Annotated in this window: 13 protein-coding genes and 2 tRNA genes; 2 read left to right on the forward strand and 13 right to left on the reverse strand. The window is 48.3% G+C overall.

Annotated elements, in window-relative coordinates:
* Positions 1-709 precede the first annotated feature (709 nt).
* On the forward strand, positions 710-2296 hold the full coding sequence (locus VFA_RS10970; RefSeq protein ID WP_004726884.1) for a BCCT family transporter: 1587 nt from the start codon (positions 710-712) through the stop codon (positions 2294-2296).
* A 59-nt stretch (positions 2297-2355) separates the two neighbouring features.
* On the opposite strand, the gene artM is transcribed toward VFA_RS10970, so the two are convergent.
* The 13 genes from artM to VFA_RS11035 form a co-directional block, all read right to left on the reverse strand.
* Positions 2356-3024: an arginine ABC transporter permease ArtM gene (gene artM, locus VFA_RS10975; protein WP_004726885.1), complete on the reverse strand. Its 669-nt coding sequence runs from the start codon at positions 3022-3024 to the stop codon at positions 2356-2358.
* Positions 3021-3710, reverse strand: a complete 690-nt coding sequence (artQ, locus tag VFA_RS10980; RefSeq protein ID WP_004726886.1) for an arginine ABC transporter permease ArtQ — start codon at positions 3708-3710, stop codon at positions 3021-3023. The genes artM and artQ overlap by 4 nt, the downstream gene beginning before the upstream one ends.
* A 1-nt stretch (position 3711) precedes the next feature.
* Positions 3712-4443, reverse strand: coding sequence for an arginine ABC transporter substrate-binding protein (locus VFA_RS10985; RefSeq protein WP_004726887.1), 732 nt, complete (start codon positions 4441-4443; stop codon positions 3712-3714).
* Positions 4444-4492: 49 nt separating this feature from the next.
* Complete coding sequence (artP, locus tag VFA_RS10990) at positions 4493-5221, reverse strand: arginine ABC transporter ATP-binding protein ArtP (RefSeq protein ID WP_086027315.1); 729 nt, start codon at positions 5219-5221, stop codon at positions 4493-4495.
* A 313-nt stretch (positions 5222-5534) separates the two neighbouring features.
* A tRNA-Cys gene (locus VFA_RS10995) sits at positions 5535-5608 on the reverse strand.
* A gap of 22 nt (positions 5609-5630) precedes the next feature.
* Positions 5631-5717, reverse strand: a tRNA-Leu gene (locus VFA_RS11000).
* A 347-nt stretch (positions 5718-6064) separates the two neighbouring features.
* A complete protein-coding gene (locus VFA_RS11005) occupies positions 6065-7378 on the reverse strand; it encodes a DUF3644 domain-containing protein (protein ID WP_004726889.1) in 1314 nt (437 codons plus the stop codon).
* A 23-nt stretch (positions 7379-7401) separates the two neighbouring features.
* A complete protein-coding gene (locus VFA_RS11010) occupies positions 7402-8931 on the reverse strand; it encodes an SNIPE associated domain-containing protein (protein WP_004726890.1) in 1530 nt (509 codons plus the stop codon).
* A 398-nt stretch (positions 8932-9329) separates the two neighbouring features.
* On the reverse strand, positions 9330-11486 hold the full coding sequence (locus VFA_RS11015) for a TonB-dependent receptor (RefSeq protein ID WP_004726891.1): 2157 nt from the start codon (positions 11484-11486) through the stop codon (positions 9330-9332).
* Positions 11487-11882: 396 nt separating this feature from the next.
* Positions 11883-12848, reverse strand: a complete 966-nt coding sequence (locus tag VFA_RS11020; RefSeq protein ID WP_004726892.1) for a GntR family transcriptional regulator — start codon at positions 12846-12848, stop codon at positions 11883-11885.
* A gap of 199 nt (positions 12849-13047) precedes the next feature.
* The gene (gene fhuB, locus VFA_RS11025) at positions 13048-15003 is read right to left on the reverse strand and encodes a Fe(3+)-hydroxamate ABC transporter permease FhuB (protein ID WP_370447181.1); all 1956 of its coding nucleotides are present in this window, start codon (positions 15001-15003) and stop codon (positions 13048-13050) included.
* A gap of 39 nt (positions 15004-15042) precedes the next feature.
* Positions 15043-15936, reverse strand: coding sequence for an iron-siderophore ABC transporter substrate-binding protein (locus tag VFA_RS11030; protein ID WP_004726894.1), 894 nt, complete (start codon positions 15934-15936; stop codon positions 15043-15045).
* 17 nt (positions 15937-15953) lie between these two features.
* Positions 15954-16721 (reverse strand): ABC transporter ATP-binding protein, encoded by a 768-nt coding sequence (locus VFA_RS11035; protein ID WP_004726895.1) that lies wholly within the window; start codon positions 16719-16721, stop codon positions 15954-15956.
* Between the two features lie 623 nt (positions 16722-17344).
* On the opposite strand from VFA_RS11035, the gene VFA_RS11040 reads away from it, so the two are divergent.
* The gene (locus tag VFA_RS11040) at positions 17345-18976 is read left to right on the forward strand and encodes a methyl-accepting chemotaxis protein (protein ID WP_004726896.1); all 1632 of its coding nucleotides are present in this window, start codon (positions 17345-17347) and stop codon (positions 18974-18976) included.
* The last annotated feature ends 85 nt before the right edge of the window (positions 18977-19061 follow it).

The following is a 19061-nucleotide window of genomic DNA, read 5'->3' on the forward strand; positions in this document are numbered from 1 at the left end:
TAAATGATTCATCAACATTCCAACTTTGATATTTAAAACAGCTACGTCGTTGTTTCTAGATTCAATTTTTCTCATCCGTACGGCATCATCAACGCAGCAACAAAATAAATTCTCTTGCTCATTCATTGCCCTCAGATGGTTTATTTAAAGCCCCCCCTCAAGTCGGATCCACACCGAAATAGAGCGCGTCGATTGACGTAACAATTCGCGACTATTGTTCATTTTGGTTATTTTATGAACAATATTTATCATCCGCCGTCACCACATCCACCATGAATCCGCGCTGCTCGGCCGCCAACGTTATCCACCCAAACAAGTGAAACCTGACAGCCTGGGCAGATCGCATGGCGTGGATCACACTGCCAATCAAGCCAATCGGCAGACCATTCCTCTATCGAGCTTATCAATCGCCCTTCCTCGTGAGCCTCCGCCACAACGTCACCTTAACATGTGCGAATGACTGCATTGCTCTCGACATCGGACCGAACAAACAAATCTTTCGTACACATAATGATTTACGTTAAAAATGAAGACGTTTAAACCGTCTCAAAAGCCAAAAACATTGACTAATTTGACTTTAATGCTCATTTTTAGTTATTATTTCGCCAACAAAAATAATTCGAGTACAAATCAATTTAATTTTTAACCTGCTATCTGGCCTTGTTGAGACAAGCAATTTGGATAGAGCACAAAACATTTGAGCGATTTTATGGAAGATGCTTTAAAGAAATACAGTATAGAAACGACCGACTATCAGGTGGGTCAAGACAACATTCAGAAATGGGGCTTTGACGTCCACAACGCCGTGTTTGGTATCAGTGCAGGATTGATCATTCTGTTTCTGGCCTCACTGCTGATTGTTGACCCGATCACCGCCAAAGACGCACTGAACGCGTTGAAGAACGGCATCATTGACGACTTCAGCGCCTTCTTTATGTGGGTGACCAACTTTTTCCTCCTTTTCACCTTTGCATTGATGGTTTCTCCTTTTGGTAAAATCCGCATCGGCGGTAAAGATGCCGTGCCGGATCATTCCCGCGTCTCTTGGTTATCGATGCTTTTTGCCGCCGGGATGGGGATCGGCTTGTTGTTCTGGAGTGTTGCCGAACCAACCGCTTACTTCACCGATTGGTGGGGCACGCCATTGAACGTTGAACCCTACACACCAGAAGCCAAATCGCTGGCGATGGGCGCCACGATGTTCCACTGGGGCATCCATGGCTGGGCCATTTATGCGATTGTTGCATTGGCGTTGGCTTTCTTCGCGTTCAATAAAGGTTTACCGCTTTCCATTCGCAGTGTGTTCTACCCTATTTTTGGTGACCGCGCGTGGGGCTGGCTTGGCCACACGATAGACATCATGGCCGTGTTGGCCACGTTATTTGGTTTGGCGACCTCGTTGGGCCTAGGCGCACAACAAGCCACCAGCGGCATTAACTACATTTTTGGTACCGATGGCGGCATCGGCATGCAGCTTGCTGTGATTGTGTTTGTCACCCTCATTGCCATCATTTCCGTGATTCGAGGCATCGATGGCGGCGTCAAAGTGCTCAGTAACGTCAACATGGCGTTTGCGTTTGCCTTGCTCATCTTCATTATCGCCGTCACTTTCGACACGGCCATCACGTCCATTCCTGAGACGTTCATGGCGTACGCGCAAAACATCATTGGTTTGAGTAACCCGCACGGTCGTGAAGACCAAGTGTGGATGAATGGCTGGTCTGTCTTTTACTGGGCTTGGTGGATTTCATGGTCACCATTTGTCGGCATGTTTATCGCACGCGTCTCTCGTGGTCGTACCGTCCGTGAATTCCTGTGTGCCGTAGTGTTCATCCCAACCCTACTCACACTGATTTGGATGGCTGTTTTTGGTGGCATCGCCCTTGATCAGGTGGCGAACAAAGTGGGTGAACTGGGCGCACATGGCCTGACCGACATTTCGCTGACCCTGTTCCACGTGTATGAACAGTTGCCATTTGGTCGTGTGATTTCGATGATCTCGATTGTGTTGATTCTGATCTTCTTTATTACATCGTCTGATTCAGGCTCACTGGTGATCGACAGCATCACCGCTGGCGGTAAAGTGGATGCACCGATTCCGCAACGCATTTTCTGGGCGAGTGTTGAAGGGGCGATTGCAGCCGTGATGCTTTGGATTGGTGGTAAAGAGGCGCTGCAAGCACTGCAATCTGGCGTGGTCGCCACCGCCCTGCCATTCAGCTTTGTGTTGTTGCTGATGTGCATCAGCTTGGTGAAAGGGTTACGCACCGAACAAGCACTCTACGCCCAACCCTAACGCACTTTAAAACGCAAAAAGGTCAGCCTCGGCTGACCTTTTTTAGTGTGTCGCATCAATTAATACGCTTCAAACGCTAACGCTTTGCGCTCGATCTGGCGAAACACCAACGTCAGCAATCCATTGACGCTCAAGTAGAACAGCCCCGCGACACCAAACACGGTTAATGTATCGTAGGTTTGCGCATTGATGCGCTGCGCATAACCCATCAAATCCATGATGGTAATCGTGCTTGCCAGCGACGTGCCCTTAAACACCAAAATGACTTCATTGGAATATGCTGGCACAGCGCGGCGCAAGGCGTATGGCAGCAACACACGCAGCGTTGCTATTTTATTCATACCCAGCGCGCGGCAAGCTTGCCATTGCCCATCTGGAATCGCGTTGAACGCCCCTTTAAACAGTTGCGAGCTGTACGCGGCCGTGTTGAGCGCCAACGCCACCATGGCACAGAACCAAGGCTTGCTGAGCCACACCCACAGCACGCTTTCGCGAATCCATTCAAACTGACCCGGTCCGTAATAAACCAAGAAGATCTGCACCAACAGCGGCGTTCCGGTGAACAGCGTGATCACCGCGCGGCTCACCCAATGCAGCAGCGGCGTGCGCATCACCAAAGACACCGTCATCAGCAATGAGAGCAAACAGCCCACCAACAGCGAGGCAGCCGTTAACTGTAAGCTGGTGCCTAAACCTTCGAAAAGTTGCCAAAGATGCTGTTCTTTCATGCGCTTGCTCCTTCTTGGGAACTCATGCCTTGCACGGCGAATTTCTTATCGATCACTTTCACGGCGCGTTGGGTGATCAACGTGATCACCAAATACACCGCCGCGGCTGTGGCGTACCACGTAAAGGCTTCGTGAGTCGCCGCAGAGGTCAACTGCGCTTGCTTGAGCAAATCGGTCACCCCGATCAACGACACCAACGCCGTATCTTTCAGCAGCACCAACCACTGGTTCATCAGCCCTGGCAGCGCATGTCGCACCGCTTGAGGCAACACAATGCGAAAAAACGCACGGCCCGGAGAAATACCTAAGGCACTAGCCGCCTCACGCTGACCTCGACCCACCGCTTTCAGTGCGCCACGCAACGTTTGCGCAGCGTACGAGGCAAAAATCAAAGAGAGGGCGATGACCCCAGAAATAAACGGACTGATCTCGATAAACTCGCCGGTGATCAGAAACAGCACCTGCGTTGAACCAAAATAGATAAACAGCACCACCAATAGCTCCGGCAGGCCGCGGATCACCATCACCAACAACGTCGTTGGCCATTTGATCAGTTTCATTTTGGCCATTTCGCCACTGGCGAACAGTAACGCTAATAACAAACCGACCAGCAAGCTGGCAAACGCGATTTGCAGCGTCATCCAGCTTGCGTGTACCAGCGATAAAGAGTAGCCCGTTAATGCCATCTTACTTTCCGAAATACTTATTGAAGATCGAGGCGTACACGCCGTTCTCTTTGACTGCGCTCAACGCGTTGTTCAGTTGTTCCAATAGCGCTTGATTGTCTTTGTTGACGGCAATACCAAAGCCGTTGCCAAAGTATTGTGCGTTCGTCACGTGCTCACCAACATAAGTCAGGTTGCTGTCGCCTTTAAACCACTCAGCCACCACCGCAGTGTCCCCGAACACGGAATCAATACGGCCGTTTTTCATGTCGATAAACGCATCTTGATAGCTTGAGTAAGGGACCGCGACCACATCCGGTAACTGCTCAAGCAGGTAACTTTGGTGAGTCGAACCATTTTGCACGCCGACACGCTTGCCTTTCAGCGCCGCTTGATCAGCCACTTTGCCCGACAATGACACGAAAGCAGCAGAGTTATCGTAATAAGGATGAGAAAAGTTCACCTGCTCTAAACGCGCTTCAGTAATGTCCATCGCTGAAATCGCTGCATCGTAACGCTTAAATTTCAGTGCTGGGATCAAGCTATCGAACGCTTGGTTGTGGAAACTACATTTGGCTTCCAGTTGTTGACACAGCGCATTCGCCAAATCGACGTCAAACCCTTGAATTTGGTTATTTTCATCCACGAATTCAAACGGTGCGTAGGTCGCTTCCATTACGAATTTGATCTCTTGCTGCGCGCTCGCGCTGGCTGAAACCAAACCAATCAAAGATGCTAAAAGGATCTTCTTCATTGCAATACTCCAACTTTTGCAGGACTGGCACGTGAAGCCAGAGGGATAATTAGTGTTTTAGATAATCCGCAAACTGTTGCGTTTGCGGCTGGGTAAATGCTTCGTGAGTGCCGTGTTCAATGATGCGGCCTTTCTCCAGGTACAACACATGGCTGGCGATTTTCTTGGCGAAATCCACTTCATGCGTCACCACCACTTGAGTGATACCAGTACCACTTAACTCTTTGATAATTTTGACCACTTGGTTGGTGATCTCCGGATCAAGCGCTGCGGTCGGTTCATCAAACAACAACACATCGGGTTTCATCATTAATGCACGCGCAATGGCGATACGCTGCTGTTGGCCACCCGACAGTTGCAACGGCCACGCATCGGCTTTATCAGCCAGTTGCAGCGTCGTCAGGATCTCAATCGCTTGCTGCTTGGCTTGCGTTTTATCCAGACCCGACACTTTCACTGGGGCTTCAATCAGGTTTTCCATGACCGTCATGTGCGGCCACAAATGATATTGCTGAAACACCATGCCGACTTTGCGACGCAGCGCTAACCCTTGCTGCTCAGAAGGGTTCTGAGAAAAATCGAACGATTGGTTGGCGATGTTGAGTCGGCCGCTATCGGCTGTTTCCAGCAGATTCAGCACTCGCAGCAGCGAACTCTTGCCAGCCCCACTTGGGCCAAGCAACACCAAGGTTTCGCCCTTCGCGCACTCAAAACTGATATCGTTCAGTACTTGCGTTGTACCGTATGACTTATTTACACCATCAACCCGAATATTCATGCCTAAATTCTGCATTAATTACCAATTATCGGTAATACTACTACGACCGCGTTTTTATGCAATAAAAATGTATAAAAATGGAAATGATGAGTTTTTTGTATAGATATGTTGCGAGAATGTAGTAAGAACGACTAATTCAAGGCAATGGCAGTAGAATTGAAAAATCACAGCGAGTTCAACACGAATCCAACGATTCACGCGAACAATTGCGAGCAATCGATGAGAGCATCAAACGAAAGATGTAAAAGAGAAAATCAAATGGAAGATATAAAAAGGAAGTGGTACGAAGAAATCAGATCATGAAGAAGAGAAATGGAGGCGCGTCCCGGAGTCGAACCGAGGTCCACGGATTTGCAATCCGCTGCATGGCCACTCTGCCAACGCGCCTCAATGGATGGTATCTGATTGATGGTGCCCCGGGCCGGACTTGAACCGGCACAACTCGAAAGTCGAGGGATTTTAAATCCCTTGTGTCTACCAATTTCACCACCAGGGCAACGCAATCATGCGATGGTAACACCATCCGTTCCAGCAACATCATTGCGGGAACGGGGCGTACTTTAACGGATTGAATGTTCAGGTCAACAAAATAATTCATATTTATCAACCGAATGAACAACAAACACTCCACGCGGTATGTTTTGCGCCCAATGCGGATAATGATTGAACGTAAAATTATCGGAAAAGCAGGCTAACAGACAATAAGGTCAGCTCCGTTTCACACATACTTTCAAGCAGAGCAATTGCAGGAAATGAGTTCTAACGAAACTTTTTTTAGACGCAGAATGGGCACCAAACCTAACAAAGATATGTGTTTAAGATAGGAGCCCACTTTGCGATACTTCATGCTTTTTGTTTGACTCTTCTATTTAGTTTAGCTTTAGCTTGCTCTAGATATTTCTCATCGTCCGTGATCCTTGAGAGAATCTCTTCAACCGCCTGCTGTGAGTATATATGTCGGTTTGCCATTGCCTGAAAATGATGGAATTCGTTGTTGGTTTTCTTCCAGTTTAATTTTTCCACCACGGCTTGAAAGCAATTGCTATTAAACGTCAGGTCGCCATTTTTGTCGCGAGCGACCAAACAACGGCTCAATTTTTCGGCAGCAAATTTTTTTAGTTGTTCGTTGATTACCCTAATAGCAGAATTTTGGCTATATATATGCGACTTCTCAGGGTCAACAGCCTTTTGGACAATTAGAGCATTTCGCAGTTGTTCAATATCACCGGATTTACCATTAGCTTTTGCAATGATTACCTGACCTTGCTCATCATCCTTTGCATAGACAAGTGAAACATTGATAGGAATAGCGAACTCAATATCATTCGCTTGTTCGATCTCGTGTTCAACCGTCTTCGCTAGTTCCAATATATCTTCTGCTGCTTGACCATAGTAACTTGTCAACAGTGATTTAGGTGGTAATTTAAAATCACCAACCAAAGAAATCATTCCGGAGTGCTGTGATTGCAAGAAAGGCACCTCAGTAAACTGTTCAAATTTTGTAGAGTAGTTGATCACTCCCGATTGAAATACTCTAGAGGCCAACCCCTGTAATTCAGGTATCAAAAGGTGCACAGCATCATCACGCCAACCAGCAATCAACTCTACGTTTTTTCTAGTGTTGTCATTATTTTTGAAAACCTTGTCCAAGCATTTCCGTAAAGGAATAGTTTGCTTAATCCCTTTTTTGGTTGGGTTACTGTAAATAGCTAACTCCCCCTCACGTTCAATGATCATCGCTTTTAACAGCTGTTCCCATGCGGTGGAAAATAACATTACAAAGCCATCTAACTTGTTTTCTAAAGAAGGTCGATTGTACAATTCTAAAGCTAACATCATGTTATCACGGGATTTCTTTATGAGTGCCTTCGCCAGATTTGATTTACATCTATGACCAAGTTCTTGGTAATGTTTACTTTGAGATAAGCGCTTTTTAAACTCAATAAAATTGATATCAAGCGTATTTATTGATTCATATTTATCATCACCAATAAAAGTTAGAAATTGTGTTATCTGGCCTTTACCAAAATAGGACTTGAACGTAGAAGCCTTCCAACCGGTCGCATCAATTACGTCCTGCTTTGTAAAATATTTTTGCTGCAATTGTTTACGCTGCAAAAATTCGAAGAAGTGTTTCTGTGCTGTATCTCTCGACATATAATGACCCGATTCACCTAGCCCTAAAGTACATCGGCAAACTCTGGGAGCCTGCTAGAAGTGACTATTTCTTCCTCATCCAACTTCCCTTCTTTCAAAAGCTGCTGCTTTTTCATGGCCTTTGTCTCGTAATAATCCTGCGCGACCGCTGTTTCAATGAATTCTACAACCTCATCAGTAAACCCTTGGACCGCTTGCTTAATTTCATCGAGAGATACGTTAAAGAACTCCTTACGCCTATTCACCATGTTTAATCGACGCGAATCGAATTTATCGTGTAAGTTCTTCTCTAGTGCTGGAGCATCAGTGGTGTGGATCATTGCATGAACGTCGAAAGTAAACGGAACGGAAGCATCACCAAGCTCTTTTACTCGATCCATCGGCTCTAAGCGTCTCGTCATACCAATTTTGTATACTTCTTCGCCAAAAGAGCCAATATTGGAAATAATGTAGACATGACCTTGTTTGGTTTGTTCAGCCATAGACTGCGCGCGTTGATGCTTACGTTCAGCCTCCTCAAGGCTTGCTTGCAACTCAGCTATTTGAGACTCCAAAGCGGCTTTTGCTTCATCACTAGCCTCCGTAAGCTCTTGTCTGGCTGTTTCTAGTGCTTTCTGATAGCGTTTTTCCTCCTTGATAGCGTCCGCTTCGGCTTTCTTGATCTCCGCTTCTATCTTCGCCTCTTCACGCATTTGGGCTTTTATTTCTGCTTGTTCCTCTTTTTCTCGCTGTCTCTTCTCATGATATTCATAAGTTAATTGAAGTTCTTTTAGCTTCTCATCCAAATAACGCTCAGTAATTGAAATTGCATTCGACTCATTCAGTTGATTGATGGCAGAAAATGCTTTTCGAATACGCTCTTCCATCTTAACGACATTCTTCCATGTGCAGTTTGCAATCGCAGCTTCACATTCATTATTAAATGCTCGGGCAGTCAAACGTATCCCTTTGTTCGTCATTTTCTTACCTTCTGTTCGAGATCCATCGACAGTCCAATCACGGTAACAATAGATGGCACCGCTTGACGAATGCTCTCTTAACAATGATTTTTGACGTTCCTTACAACTCTTAATTGCTTCTTTAAACCTCTCAGATACATCAAAATCGAACTTAGGTTCATAAAAACCTAGTTCAATTAACTCTACGTCTTCGCTAAAGATGGCTATTTGTTTACTTAGCGCGTCATAGGTATTTTTCTTGTTTTTATAATCCATTCGCAGATTTTTGATCTGATCTTCAATATTTAGCTGATCTTTAGAAAGCTGCGCTTTCTGCGCCTCCAATTTTTCTAGCTCCTGCTTTGATCGCGCTTCAATTTCTGATTTCTCTAGCACTAGCTCTGATCTTATCTTTTCGCATTCCGCATCAAGGTCTATTACTTTTGCGTATTTTTCTTCGTATTCCTCTATCAAGCTTGTTGCTGAAGATACTTTTGTTCTTTCTTTCCTCAGCTCGTCTCGCAACCGTTTAATTTTTTGACTACTGATCAATAAGACGACCAACAAAATGACAACACCGACGATAGCCCCGTGTATTACTGAAATTTGTTCCATTTACCCAGCCTTTATCACTAATTTCATTAGCCATAAAACATAGCGTATATTAGCAACTCATTATTTTATCTGGTTCACAGACCAAGTCTCTTAAGTGGTTGCTGTTGATCTAGCATACCTATCGTCAATGAATATATTGCCCATATTTATCTGAAAAGCGACGAACAACCTGAATAAAGGAAAAACCATCACGAGAGTTCAACAAGATAAGTCGTTAATGATTGATTTATCGTTACCGGATTAGAGCACCAAAACACTGGGAAAATTGATAGAAAGAATTTTCTAAATGAAGTCGTTGACTAGGTAGGCTGCAGAATGAACAACAAACACGCCACGCGGTATGTTTTGCGCCCAATGCGGATAATGATTGGGCGCAAATTTGGGTGTGACGGGATGGGTTAGAAGGTCACTTGGTAGTTGAGTGTGTAGGTGCGACCACGACCTTTGTAGTCATACGCGGCGGCATCATACTGCGCCGAGTACAAGATTTGTGCGCGCTGACCCCAAATGGTGGTGTAATCGCGGTCAAACAGGTTTTGGATACCAAAACCTAAGCTACCGACAGGCAATTGATAGCTGCCGACCAAATCAAACACGGTGTAGCCGTTGAGTTTGTTATCCGAGGCATCGGTGTAGTCAAACATGGTTTGGCTCTGCACTTTAACAGCCAGCGCGTTGTCCACCCAACGGGCCCAAGCGTTCGCTTTTGAGGTGCTGGCTTCACCGGCGGTGTAATCTTCCCAACCGTCGTCGCCTTTGACTTCCGAAATCACATAATGACCCGACGCGCCCAGCTGAATGTTTTGGTGTACCCAATAAGAGGCGAGCGCTTCTAGACCGTAGACGCGTTTCTTATCTTCAATTTCTTCAATCAGCATGGTGGTTCTGTTGTAAGTCACCGATTTATCCGATTGAGAATAGTACGCCGCTGTTTGTAAGTTGAACGCACCCGTATCGAAGCGGTAACCCAATTCTACACTGTCGGTTTTAATGCCCGACATTTTCGAATTGTTGACGTTGATGCTGTCGTTCAACTGCCAATGATCGCCCACCAATGAATAACTGCCTTGGCCGTAGTATTTGGCCGGATCGGCGAGATCAAAACCTTGGGAGAAACTCGCCCAGATTTGAGAATCACGGTTGAGGTGATAAATGGTGCCAAGGTTGAACAAGCCCACGCTGTAGTCGGTTTCGCCCCCCGGAACGGCGTCAGCCGAAGTGCCATTGCCCGCCGCAATTTGGCGTTGTTGGCTGTAACCGACGAAGTCATCAATCTTGTTTTGCAGGTATTGATAGCGCACGCCCCCATCAACGCTCCAGTCGTCGGTGATGGCATAATCGGCTTGGACAAAACCCGCAACGGAAAGTACTTCGACACCGGGGTAACGGCCGACTTGCGCATAGGTTTTGTTGATCAAGTTACCCGAATTGTTCGCGATGGTGGAATCGTACAGCGCTTGGTTGCTGTCAAGTTTGTCTTGATACGCATCCACGCCATACACAAGGTTTAACTTGTTAAAGCTTTTGGCCAGCGCCGCTTTGAGTGAAATCACATCAGTGATCTGTTGACCCGAAGATTGGTAGTAAGGTGTGTAAGTCTGGTCTTCTTTTCGGTACGACGCTTCGGCGATCAATTGATGGCCGAGGAACTGTTCATCGACATACGATGCGCTCAGCATGATGCGTTCGGTACCATGCTCGCGATCTGAATCGAACCCTTTGCGCACATCAACAAATTTGTTGTTCACAATGTACAAGCCGTACGGCGAATCTTGTTGGCTGTCGTAGTATTGCGCCAGCAAATTCAACTTCTTGGTTTCCGAGAGATTCACGCCCACCGTGGTGAGGAGATCGACCGTTTCGTTGTATTGCAGCGAGCCTTGCGAAATATCTGGGGTGACGATGATGCCATTGCCGTCGTAGAACCCTTGCGTTTTGGTATAAACCACCGAAGCGCGCGCTTGAACGGTGTCATTACCGCCGGCAATGGACTGACCGATTTTGTAGTCGGCATCTTCGTTGGAATTAAAGCCCGATGTGCCGCCGACGAAGGTTTCCAATTCCAACTCAGGGCTTTGCGCTTTCTTGGTGATGATGTTGATGACACCGCCGGATGCGCCCGCGCCATACAGTGACGTGGCACCAGACAGCACTTCAATGCGATCGATGTTAAACGGATCAATCGAATCCAGATGACGGCTGATGTGACGTGACGATTGCAGCGACACACCATCAATCATCACCAACATGTTGCGGCCACGTAGGTTTTGTCCGTAGTTGGTGCGCGCGCCACTGCTGACATCCAGTGACGGAATGGCCGTTGCCAAAATTTCGCCAAGTGATTTACCGCCGCGGTATTCCTGTTCAATCTGCGCCGATTCGATGTACCACACCGTGCCGGGAATGTCGCTGATCGCTTTGGGAGTGCGGCTTGCCACCACCACCACTTTCTCTTGTGCTTTAATCTCTTCTGCTTGGGCTGAAAATACGGTCGTTGCAGCGGTGACCGCGGCAGCAATGGTACAAAGTTTGAAACTGCGTGTTAGAAATTCCATTTTATTCTCTGTGTTGAATCTCAGGCAAAGCGCCACGAATTCTGCGACTCATGTGCGTATTTTGACCGTGGTTTGGCTCAATAAGCGCATCGTCCGATGTGAGCTGACTCGGACGCGCTTACGCTCGTGAAAAGACACAAAATGCGATGATGCATACGGGCTGACCGTTCAAACCGCACGCTTCAACGCCATGATCAAGCGATGAACGCCACTGCTTTTCTGATTACAAATAAGAATCATTATTATTGTACTTTCGCATTCAAAAAACAATACACAAGCGTACAATTATTTATAATTTGGATAATTAAAGGAATAACCCATCATCTGGGTGAAACGCCTGGCAGGGAAAAACAAGAAGTAATTCAGCCGAGATAACCTCGGCTGAACAAAAGAAAGTTATTGAAATGAATGGGATTTGCTTGCGATGCTGTCGATCAGCGCTTCACGTTGAAGCGGCGTGACGTTCATGACGTCGTTATAGGTCCGTGTCATGACGCGAATGTCATTCTCCAGCAATTGAACCAGTTTTTTCGCCGCAGCCTGATTCTCTCCATCCAATACAAGCTCGATGATATCCAATCGGCGCTGGCACGCTTTGCTCACCGACGACTGCAGATGCATCGAGACCAGATCGGTCGCTTTGCGCAACCGGTTATGTTGCTGCATGGTGCCAAGCAAAAATCGATTTCCGGAACACGCCGCAAGTAACTCATGAAACTCGGCACTGAGGTGAAACAACTGGCTGGCATTGATACTTTGCGGGCTGGCGATCGCCTGCTGATGTTTGTCTCGGCAGCGTTCAAACGCCGCGCGATCCAACTGCCAACTCGGCTCCAATAAACCTGCAGGTTCAAAAATCAAACGACAGCGATAGCTTTCGGTGTGGCGTTCCAATGTATTGAGCACGCCATCCAAGTGCCATTTATATCCGGGACTGCGGCGCACAATGGCATCGTTTTCCAACAGTCGCAGCACCTGTTGAATCTCGCCGCGATTGGCGTCATAGCGCTGCTGCAACTCCTTTTCGGAGAAGGTGGATTCCATGTCGCCAAAAAACAGGTCGGTCAACAAACGCAGATAGAGTTCATCCAATCGCGATTGCTGACTGCTCACATTGTCGATCGCTTGTATTTCGGTGGCATCCACCAACAGCACAAACCCTTTGTAAGGCACCGCTTTGCAAATGCCCCGCTCACACAAGTGCTTGAGTACCGTGCGCACCGGCGTGCGCGATACTTCAAACGCTTGCGCCAGTGACGATTCATTCAGGCTGCTGCCGGCTTTCAACTCGTCCGCTTTAAATCGGGACACCATTTTAAACAGCAGTTCTTGTTGCAGCCGCGTATTGGCGCTCTTATCCATATCCGTGATCACATCGATTGATTGTTGGCTTTATGGTAAACACAAAGCTGCCCCTTTGCCAAAATTGTATTTTCGCAACCAGAATACAATCTGCTTTTACATACTGTTAGTACAAACGGTTCATATAATCCGTTAGTACAAACCAACCACTTGGCAGTCCAACGGAACAATCCAACTGAAGGGGCAAGCCGTGAGCGGGTTAGCGTCTCATGAGGTAAAGGAAGTAGCCGCCGCCGATCAGCGATGCGAGTAACCCTGCGGGGAATTGCCAAGGAAACCACAAGGTTCGACCGATCCAATCCGCGCACACCATAATGATTGCGCCGAGCAAAGCGGCGGTCAGCAGTTGAGGCACAGCGCGATATTGATGCAGCGAACGCGCCATGTGCGGCGCCAACAGGCCAATGAAGCTCAGGGGGCCAATCACAATCGTGCACAGTGTCGTCAGCCCCGCCACCAACAAAAGCAGTACCAGACGCACCATTTTGACATCAACGCCAATGCTTTGGGCGGTGGTGTTGCCCAAGCCAATCAGTTCAATCCAGCGATGCAGGCTCAGCGCCAACGCGCCGATGATGGTCACGCCAACCGCCAGTAAAGTAACATCTTGCGCGGCCACCAGATAAGTCGACCCTGACAGCCAAGTGAGCAGCGCGGTCGCGTTGTCGCCACCCGAACTCATTACCACACGCAGCAAGGCATCCAAGCCAGCGCTCAGTGCAATACCGGTTAACAAGGTTTGCGTGGGCGCAAAATTGTGCTTTCTGCCCATCGCCCACACCAACGCTGTTACGGACACCGCGCCCAAACACCCCAGCAACATTTGCTGCTCACGGCTCACGGTTAGCCCCAATTGCGTTCCTAGCACTAACGCCAGCGCCGCGCCAGAGCTGATGCCCAATACTTCTGGGCTCGCCATCGGGTTATTGGAAATGCGTTGAATAATAGTGCCCGCGAACGCTAAGCCGATTCCCGCCCCCAGTGCAACCAGCACGCGAGGCGCGCGCAGTTCAAACAACGAGGGCGTGAGTGCGAAATTCCACCCCGCTTGGTTTTTCCCCACCACCACCGCAAAAATACACAAGCCGATCAACACCATCGCCAAGATCAGCAGCACTTTGCGGCAATCAACAAACTGATAATGGCCGACTGATTCCGATCGTGCTTTGAGTTCCGATTTCAAATGGGTGCGTTGCAGCAACCACAATAAAAATGGCGCGCCCAGCAAGGCGGTCATCGCGCCAGTCGGTAGCAGTTCACCGCCCGCGCCTGAAAACGGCTGAACCACAAGATCCACCATTAGCAGCAGCGTGCTGCCGATCGCGCCACTCAGCGCAATTTGTTGGGTTAACGTTCTCGCGCCCAGCATGCGCGCAATAGCTGGCGCAACGATACCGACAAAGCCAATCAACCCCACTTCACTCACCACTGCGGCGGTCATGAATATTGCCAGTGACAAACACAGCAGCTTGATTTGCTTAATATTGACGCCCAATGACGTCGCCACTTGGTCGCCAAACTGCAATGCTGATAACGGGCGTTGCAACATAAGCAACAACCCCGCTGGCAAAAACACCGCAGGTAGCAACGTTTGAGTGCTCGACCAATCATTCTGATTGAGCGCGCCGGCGCCCCACACGAATAAGCTGGTCAAGCGCTGTTCATGCAACATCAACATCATGGTATTAAGGGAGCCAAGAAACAGGCTGACCACCATCCCTGCTAACACCATGTGCAGCGGCGAATAGCCTCGGGAAGCGCTGAGCGCAAACACCAATCCGGTGGCCATGCATCCGCCCATGAAGGCTGGAACAAAGCCCGGCACACTCCATTGTATCGGCACAAACAACATGCCAAGAATGATGCCAAACTCCGCGCCAGCCGCGACGCCGAGTGTGGTGGGCGAAGCGATCGGGTTGCGCAGCACAAACTGCATCACGCATCCGGCAACCGCCAACGCAAAGCCACACAACAGTGCCATGCTCAAGCGTGGTAAATAAGTTAGCTGAGTGATCAAATGCTGGTAGTTCGATGCATCGAAATGAAACAGCGTGTCCCAGATCAGGCCGATGCCCTCGGCATACGGCGCGGTCATATGAAGCATTACGCCGATGAACGCGATTACCGCAACCAACGGGAAGACGGTGCGACTCATCGGCAACATTTGGCGAGGCGGGGTTTGTACGCTATCCATTTATTGGCCAATCAACTGTTGCGTAATGTGGTCACTAAAGCGCTGCGCTGCGATTAAACCGCCAAAAGTCCAAATCGCGGGCAGTTCGTAGACTGAATCACTGCGGGTGAATGCCATGGCTTGCCACAACGGCGACTGCGTCAGTTGCTGATGTGCAGTCGGCTCCAAAGGCCCGAAGATCATCACGCGGCTATGTTGGTGCTCAGCCACTTTGGCAATGCCCGCGGTGGTAAAGCCCCACAGGTTCGTGGCTTCCTGCCAGTCGTTCTTGAGCCCCATCGCGCGGATCGTCGCATCCGCCAACGAGCCTTGGCTGTGAATGCGCAGCGTTTTGTCGTTGATAAAACGCACAAACAGCAACGGCTTATCGGCGGCGCCAGCCATGCGTACTTTGTCACCATTGGCCGCCAAACGTTGCTTGGTTTGTTCAATCACGTGCTCAGCTTGGGCTTGTTTATCCAACAGCAACCCCAACGAGCGCGTCGTAGATTGCGCAGCTTGCAGCGGCGCACGTTGATCGTCATACAAGGTATACACCAACACCGGGGCGATTTTATTGAGCTGCGCGTACGCGGCGGCCATGTGTTTGCTGATCAAAATGACATCGGGTTTGAGCTCGGTGAGTAACTCCAAATTCGGTTCGCGGCGAGAGCCCACATCCGTCACAGCTTGTGGCAATGTCGGTTCCACCACCCACTGGCGGTACCCTGCTGCATCAGCCACGCCGATGGGTTGCACGCCCAAACTCAATACGGTTTCTGCCAATCCCCAATCCAAGGCGATGACGTTTTGAGGCGGCGACTCGAACGACGCCACCCCCATTTCATGCGTCACGTCGAAGGCATACGAAGAAAAAGTGCAGATTGAAAGCAGCAATACGATGACTTTATTCACAATGAAGTCCTTGTCATTTAAGGGATATAACTGATGGGCGTACCGGTTTTCGGATGCGGGAACAGCGCCAATTCCATACCGTAGATCTGTTGCAGCGTGGCTGGTGTCATTAATTCGTCTGGCGTGCCGGAGGCAATCACCTTCCCGCCCCGAAGCGCGATCAAGGTGTCGCTGAATTTGGCCGCCATGTTCACATCGTGCAGCACCATAATCACGGTAAGATTTAACGTACGATTCAACTCTTTGATCAGTGCCAGTAGTTCGTATTGATGCGCCACGTCCAGTGCCGATGTCGGTTCATCGAGCAAAATGCATTGGCTCTGCTGCGCCAGTAGCATCGCCACCCAAGCACGTTGCCGCTCACCGCCAGACAGCGTCGCCACAAATCGATCCGCAAACGCATTTAAACCCACCTGCGTAATGGCTTGCTCGACAATATGATGATCGTCTTTGCTATAGCGGCCAAATGCGCCTTTCCATGGATAACGCCCAAAGCGCACCAGTTCACGTACGGTGACACCGTCGGTGATCGGCGGATGCTGCGGCAAGTAAGCCACACGGTGAGCAAATTCAAGATGAGAGTATGAAGCAACGCTTTGTTGGTCGTAGAACACCTGTCCCTGCGTGGGCGCATTCTGGCGACTCAACAGCTTGATCAATGTCGATTTACCACAGCCATTATGTCCCAGCAATGTGGTGATTTTTTGGGGTTCAAAGGTGAGCGTGGTCGGCGATAAAATCGTCTTCCCGTCTATATCAAAGGACGCATCGACAAGTTGGTACATGGCGGATTACAACGTGAGTGATCAGTGATGAGCCCAGCATGTTAACAGATGACAATATGAATGATAACTATTTTCATAACTAATCCTTATGCCTCGTACTCACCCCAACCGTCTCATTCGTCGTCCGGATTGCGCAGCACGTCGCCACTCAAATCCCCCCATGTTGAGCAGCGTTCGGCACATTTACGCCAACCATCCCATCAGATTCGAGATTGATTTCTATTTTTTCACCAAGATTTGAAGCGTATTCACATGATTTTTTCAGAATAAAAAAACATATTTTCCGCGCACTCGTTTGCGTGATAAAAAATGAATACACCCAAATAAACACCTACCCCTTTAGGGTTAGTTTAATTGACGTTTTTATTTAAATTTTGCGTAAATAAATACAATTGCACGATATTTATTCATCGTCATAATTATGACTGCGTCAAAATTTACATGTTTATGGCATGTATCAAATTATTAACATAAATTATTTTATATTTAATCAATAATCCATATCGAAAATCGAATCGATTAATGGTAACTTGCACGCCTTGCGGTAAAAATACGGATCAAATTTACATATACGGACATGGTTTACTTTGTAATCAAAATAATAAATCAAGGTATATCAAGATATGTTTATCAAGAATCTTTCGATAGCAAAGAAGATTTCTTTTTCTTTTCTGATCATCGCTCTGATTAATATTGCCTTCGGCGTGTTCTTATCGACAGAACTGAAGAGTATTAAGGCAGAACTGCTGAACTACACCGACGACACCTTGCCTGCCGTGGAACGTGTAGACGCGATTCGCGATGATCTTTCGCGTTGGAGACGCTCTCAATTTGTCGCGTATACATTAGATGACGCTGATAAAATAAGTAATCAAATTGCGGGAAACATTCGCAAAAGAAACGAAATTGCTCGTGAATTAGAAGCTTACGGAAAAACTGTTTGGCCGGGAGAAGAAGAGCAAACGTTTAAACGAATCATGCGTAACTGGGAAATTTATCTCGGTACGATGGATCAATATAACGCCGCCATGTTAGCGAACGACAAAGTCAAAGCACAACCTATTCTTGCCTCATCTTTATCTGCTTTCCAAGACCTTGACGCTGAACTGGGCGAACTGATTCAAGTGCTTAAAAAAGCCATGGAAGATAATAAACGTCATATTCTGACCTCGGTAAATGACTTAAGTACGTCTTCAATTACAAGCAACATCATTATTCTCGTCATGATGATTGCAATGACGTTGGTATTAACTCGTCTGATCTGTGGCCCACTTAAATTAGTGGTAGAACAAGCGAACTTGATTGCGAAAGGCGATCTCTCCAGCAGCATCGATCGCGACGCCATCGGCAACGACGAATTGGGCGAACTGGCTGATGCCACCAGCAAAATGCAAGACGACCTGCGCCAAGTGATCGACAACGTGATTGCCGCAGTCACTCAATTGAGCAGCGCTGTGGAAGAAATGACGCAAATTTCCGATTTGTCTGCGGCGGGCATGAAAGATCAGCAACTGCAAATCACTCACATCGCCACCGCGATGACTGAGATGAAAGCGGCGGTAGCCGACGTCGCACGCAACACTGATGAATCCGCCCGCCAAGCCAGTGAAGCCAATGAGCGAACACAGCACGGCGTGCGTGAAACGCAGCATATGGTCGATACCATTGAAGACGTGGCGAACGTGATCGGCAATGCTGGTGACACCGTGACCGAGCTGGAACTGCAATCCAGCAAGATCAACGTGATTGTGGATGTGATTCGCGACATTGCTGACCAAACCAACCTGCTGGCATTGAACGCCGCGATTGAAGCTGCACGTGCCGGTGAATCAGGCCGTGGTTTTGCTGTGGTGGCTGATGAAGTGCGCACACTGGCAGGCCGCACGCAGCAATCGACCGCAGAAATCACCACCATCATCGAGCAGTTGCAAACGCTGGCCAAAGACGCCAAATCAGCGACCGAATTGTCACGCACCAGCATCACCGGCTGCGCGCAACAAGGCCTGCAATCGAAGCAGTTGATGGGTGAAATCGAAAGTGCGATTGCCGACATTTCGGACATGGGCAGTCAAATCGCGACCGCCTGTAACCAACAAGATTCAGTCGCAGAAGAACTCAGCCGCAGCATTGAAAACATCCACTTTGCTTCGCAGGAAGTTTCGCAAGGCTCAGAGCAAACGGCGCAAGCCTGCCGCGAACTCAGCCAGTTGTCTGTGTCGCTCCAAGAAGTCATGGGACGTTTTAAACTGAGCTGATCGTCACGCACTCCGGCGCCGTCGGAGTGCATGATTTCCGCTGTCTGATCCGTAGATTTACCCAACCACTCACGTATTTTCGTAT

The sequence above is a fragment of the Vibrio furnissii CIP 102972 genome, from assembly GCF_000176175.1.
Taxonomy (GTDB): domain Bacteria; phylum Pseudomonadota; class Gammaproteobacteria; order Enterobacterales; family Vibrionaceae; genus Vibrio; species Vibrio furnissii.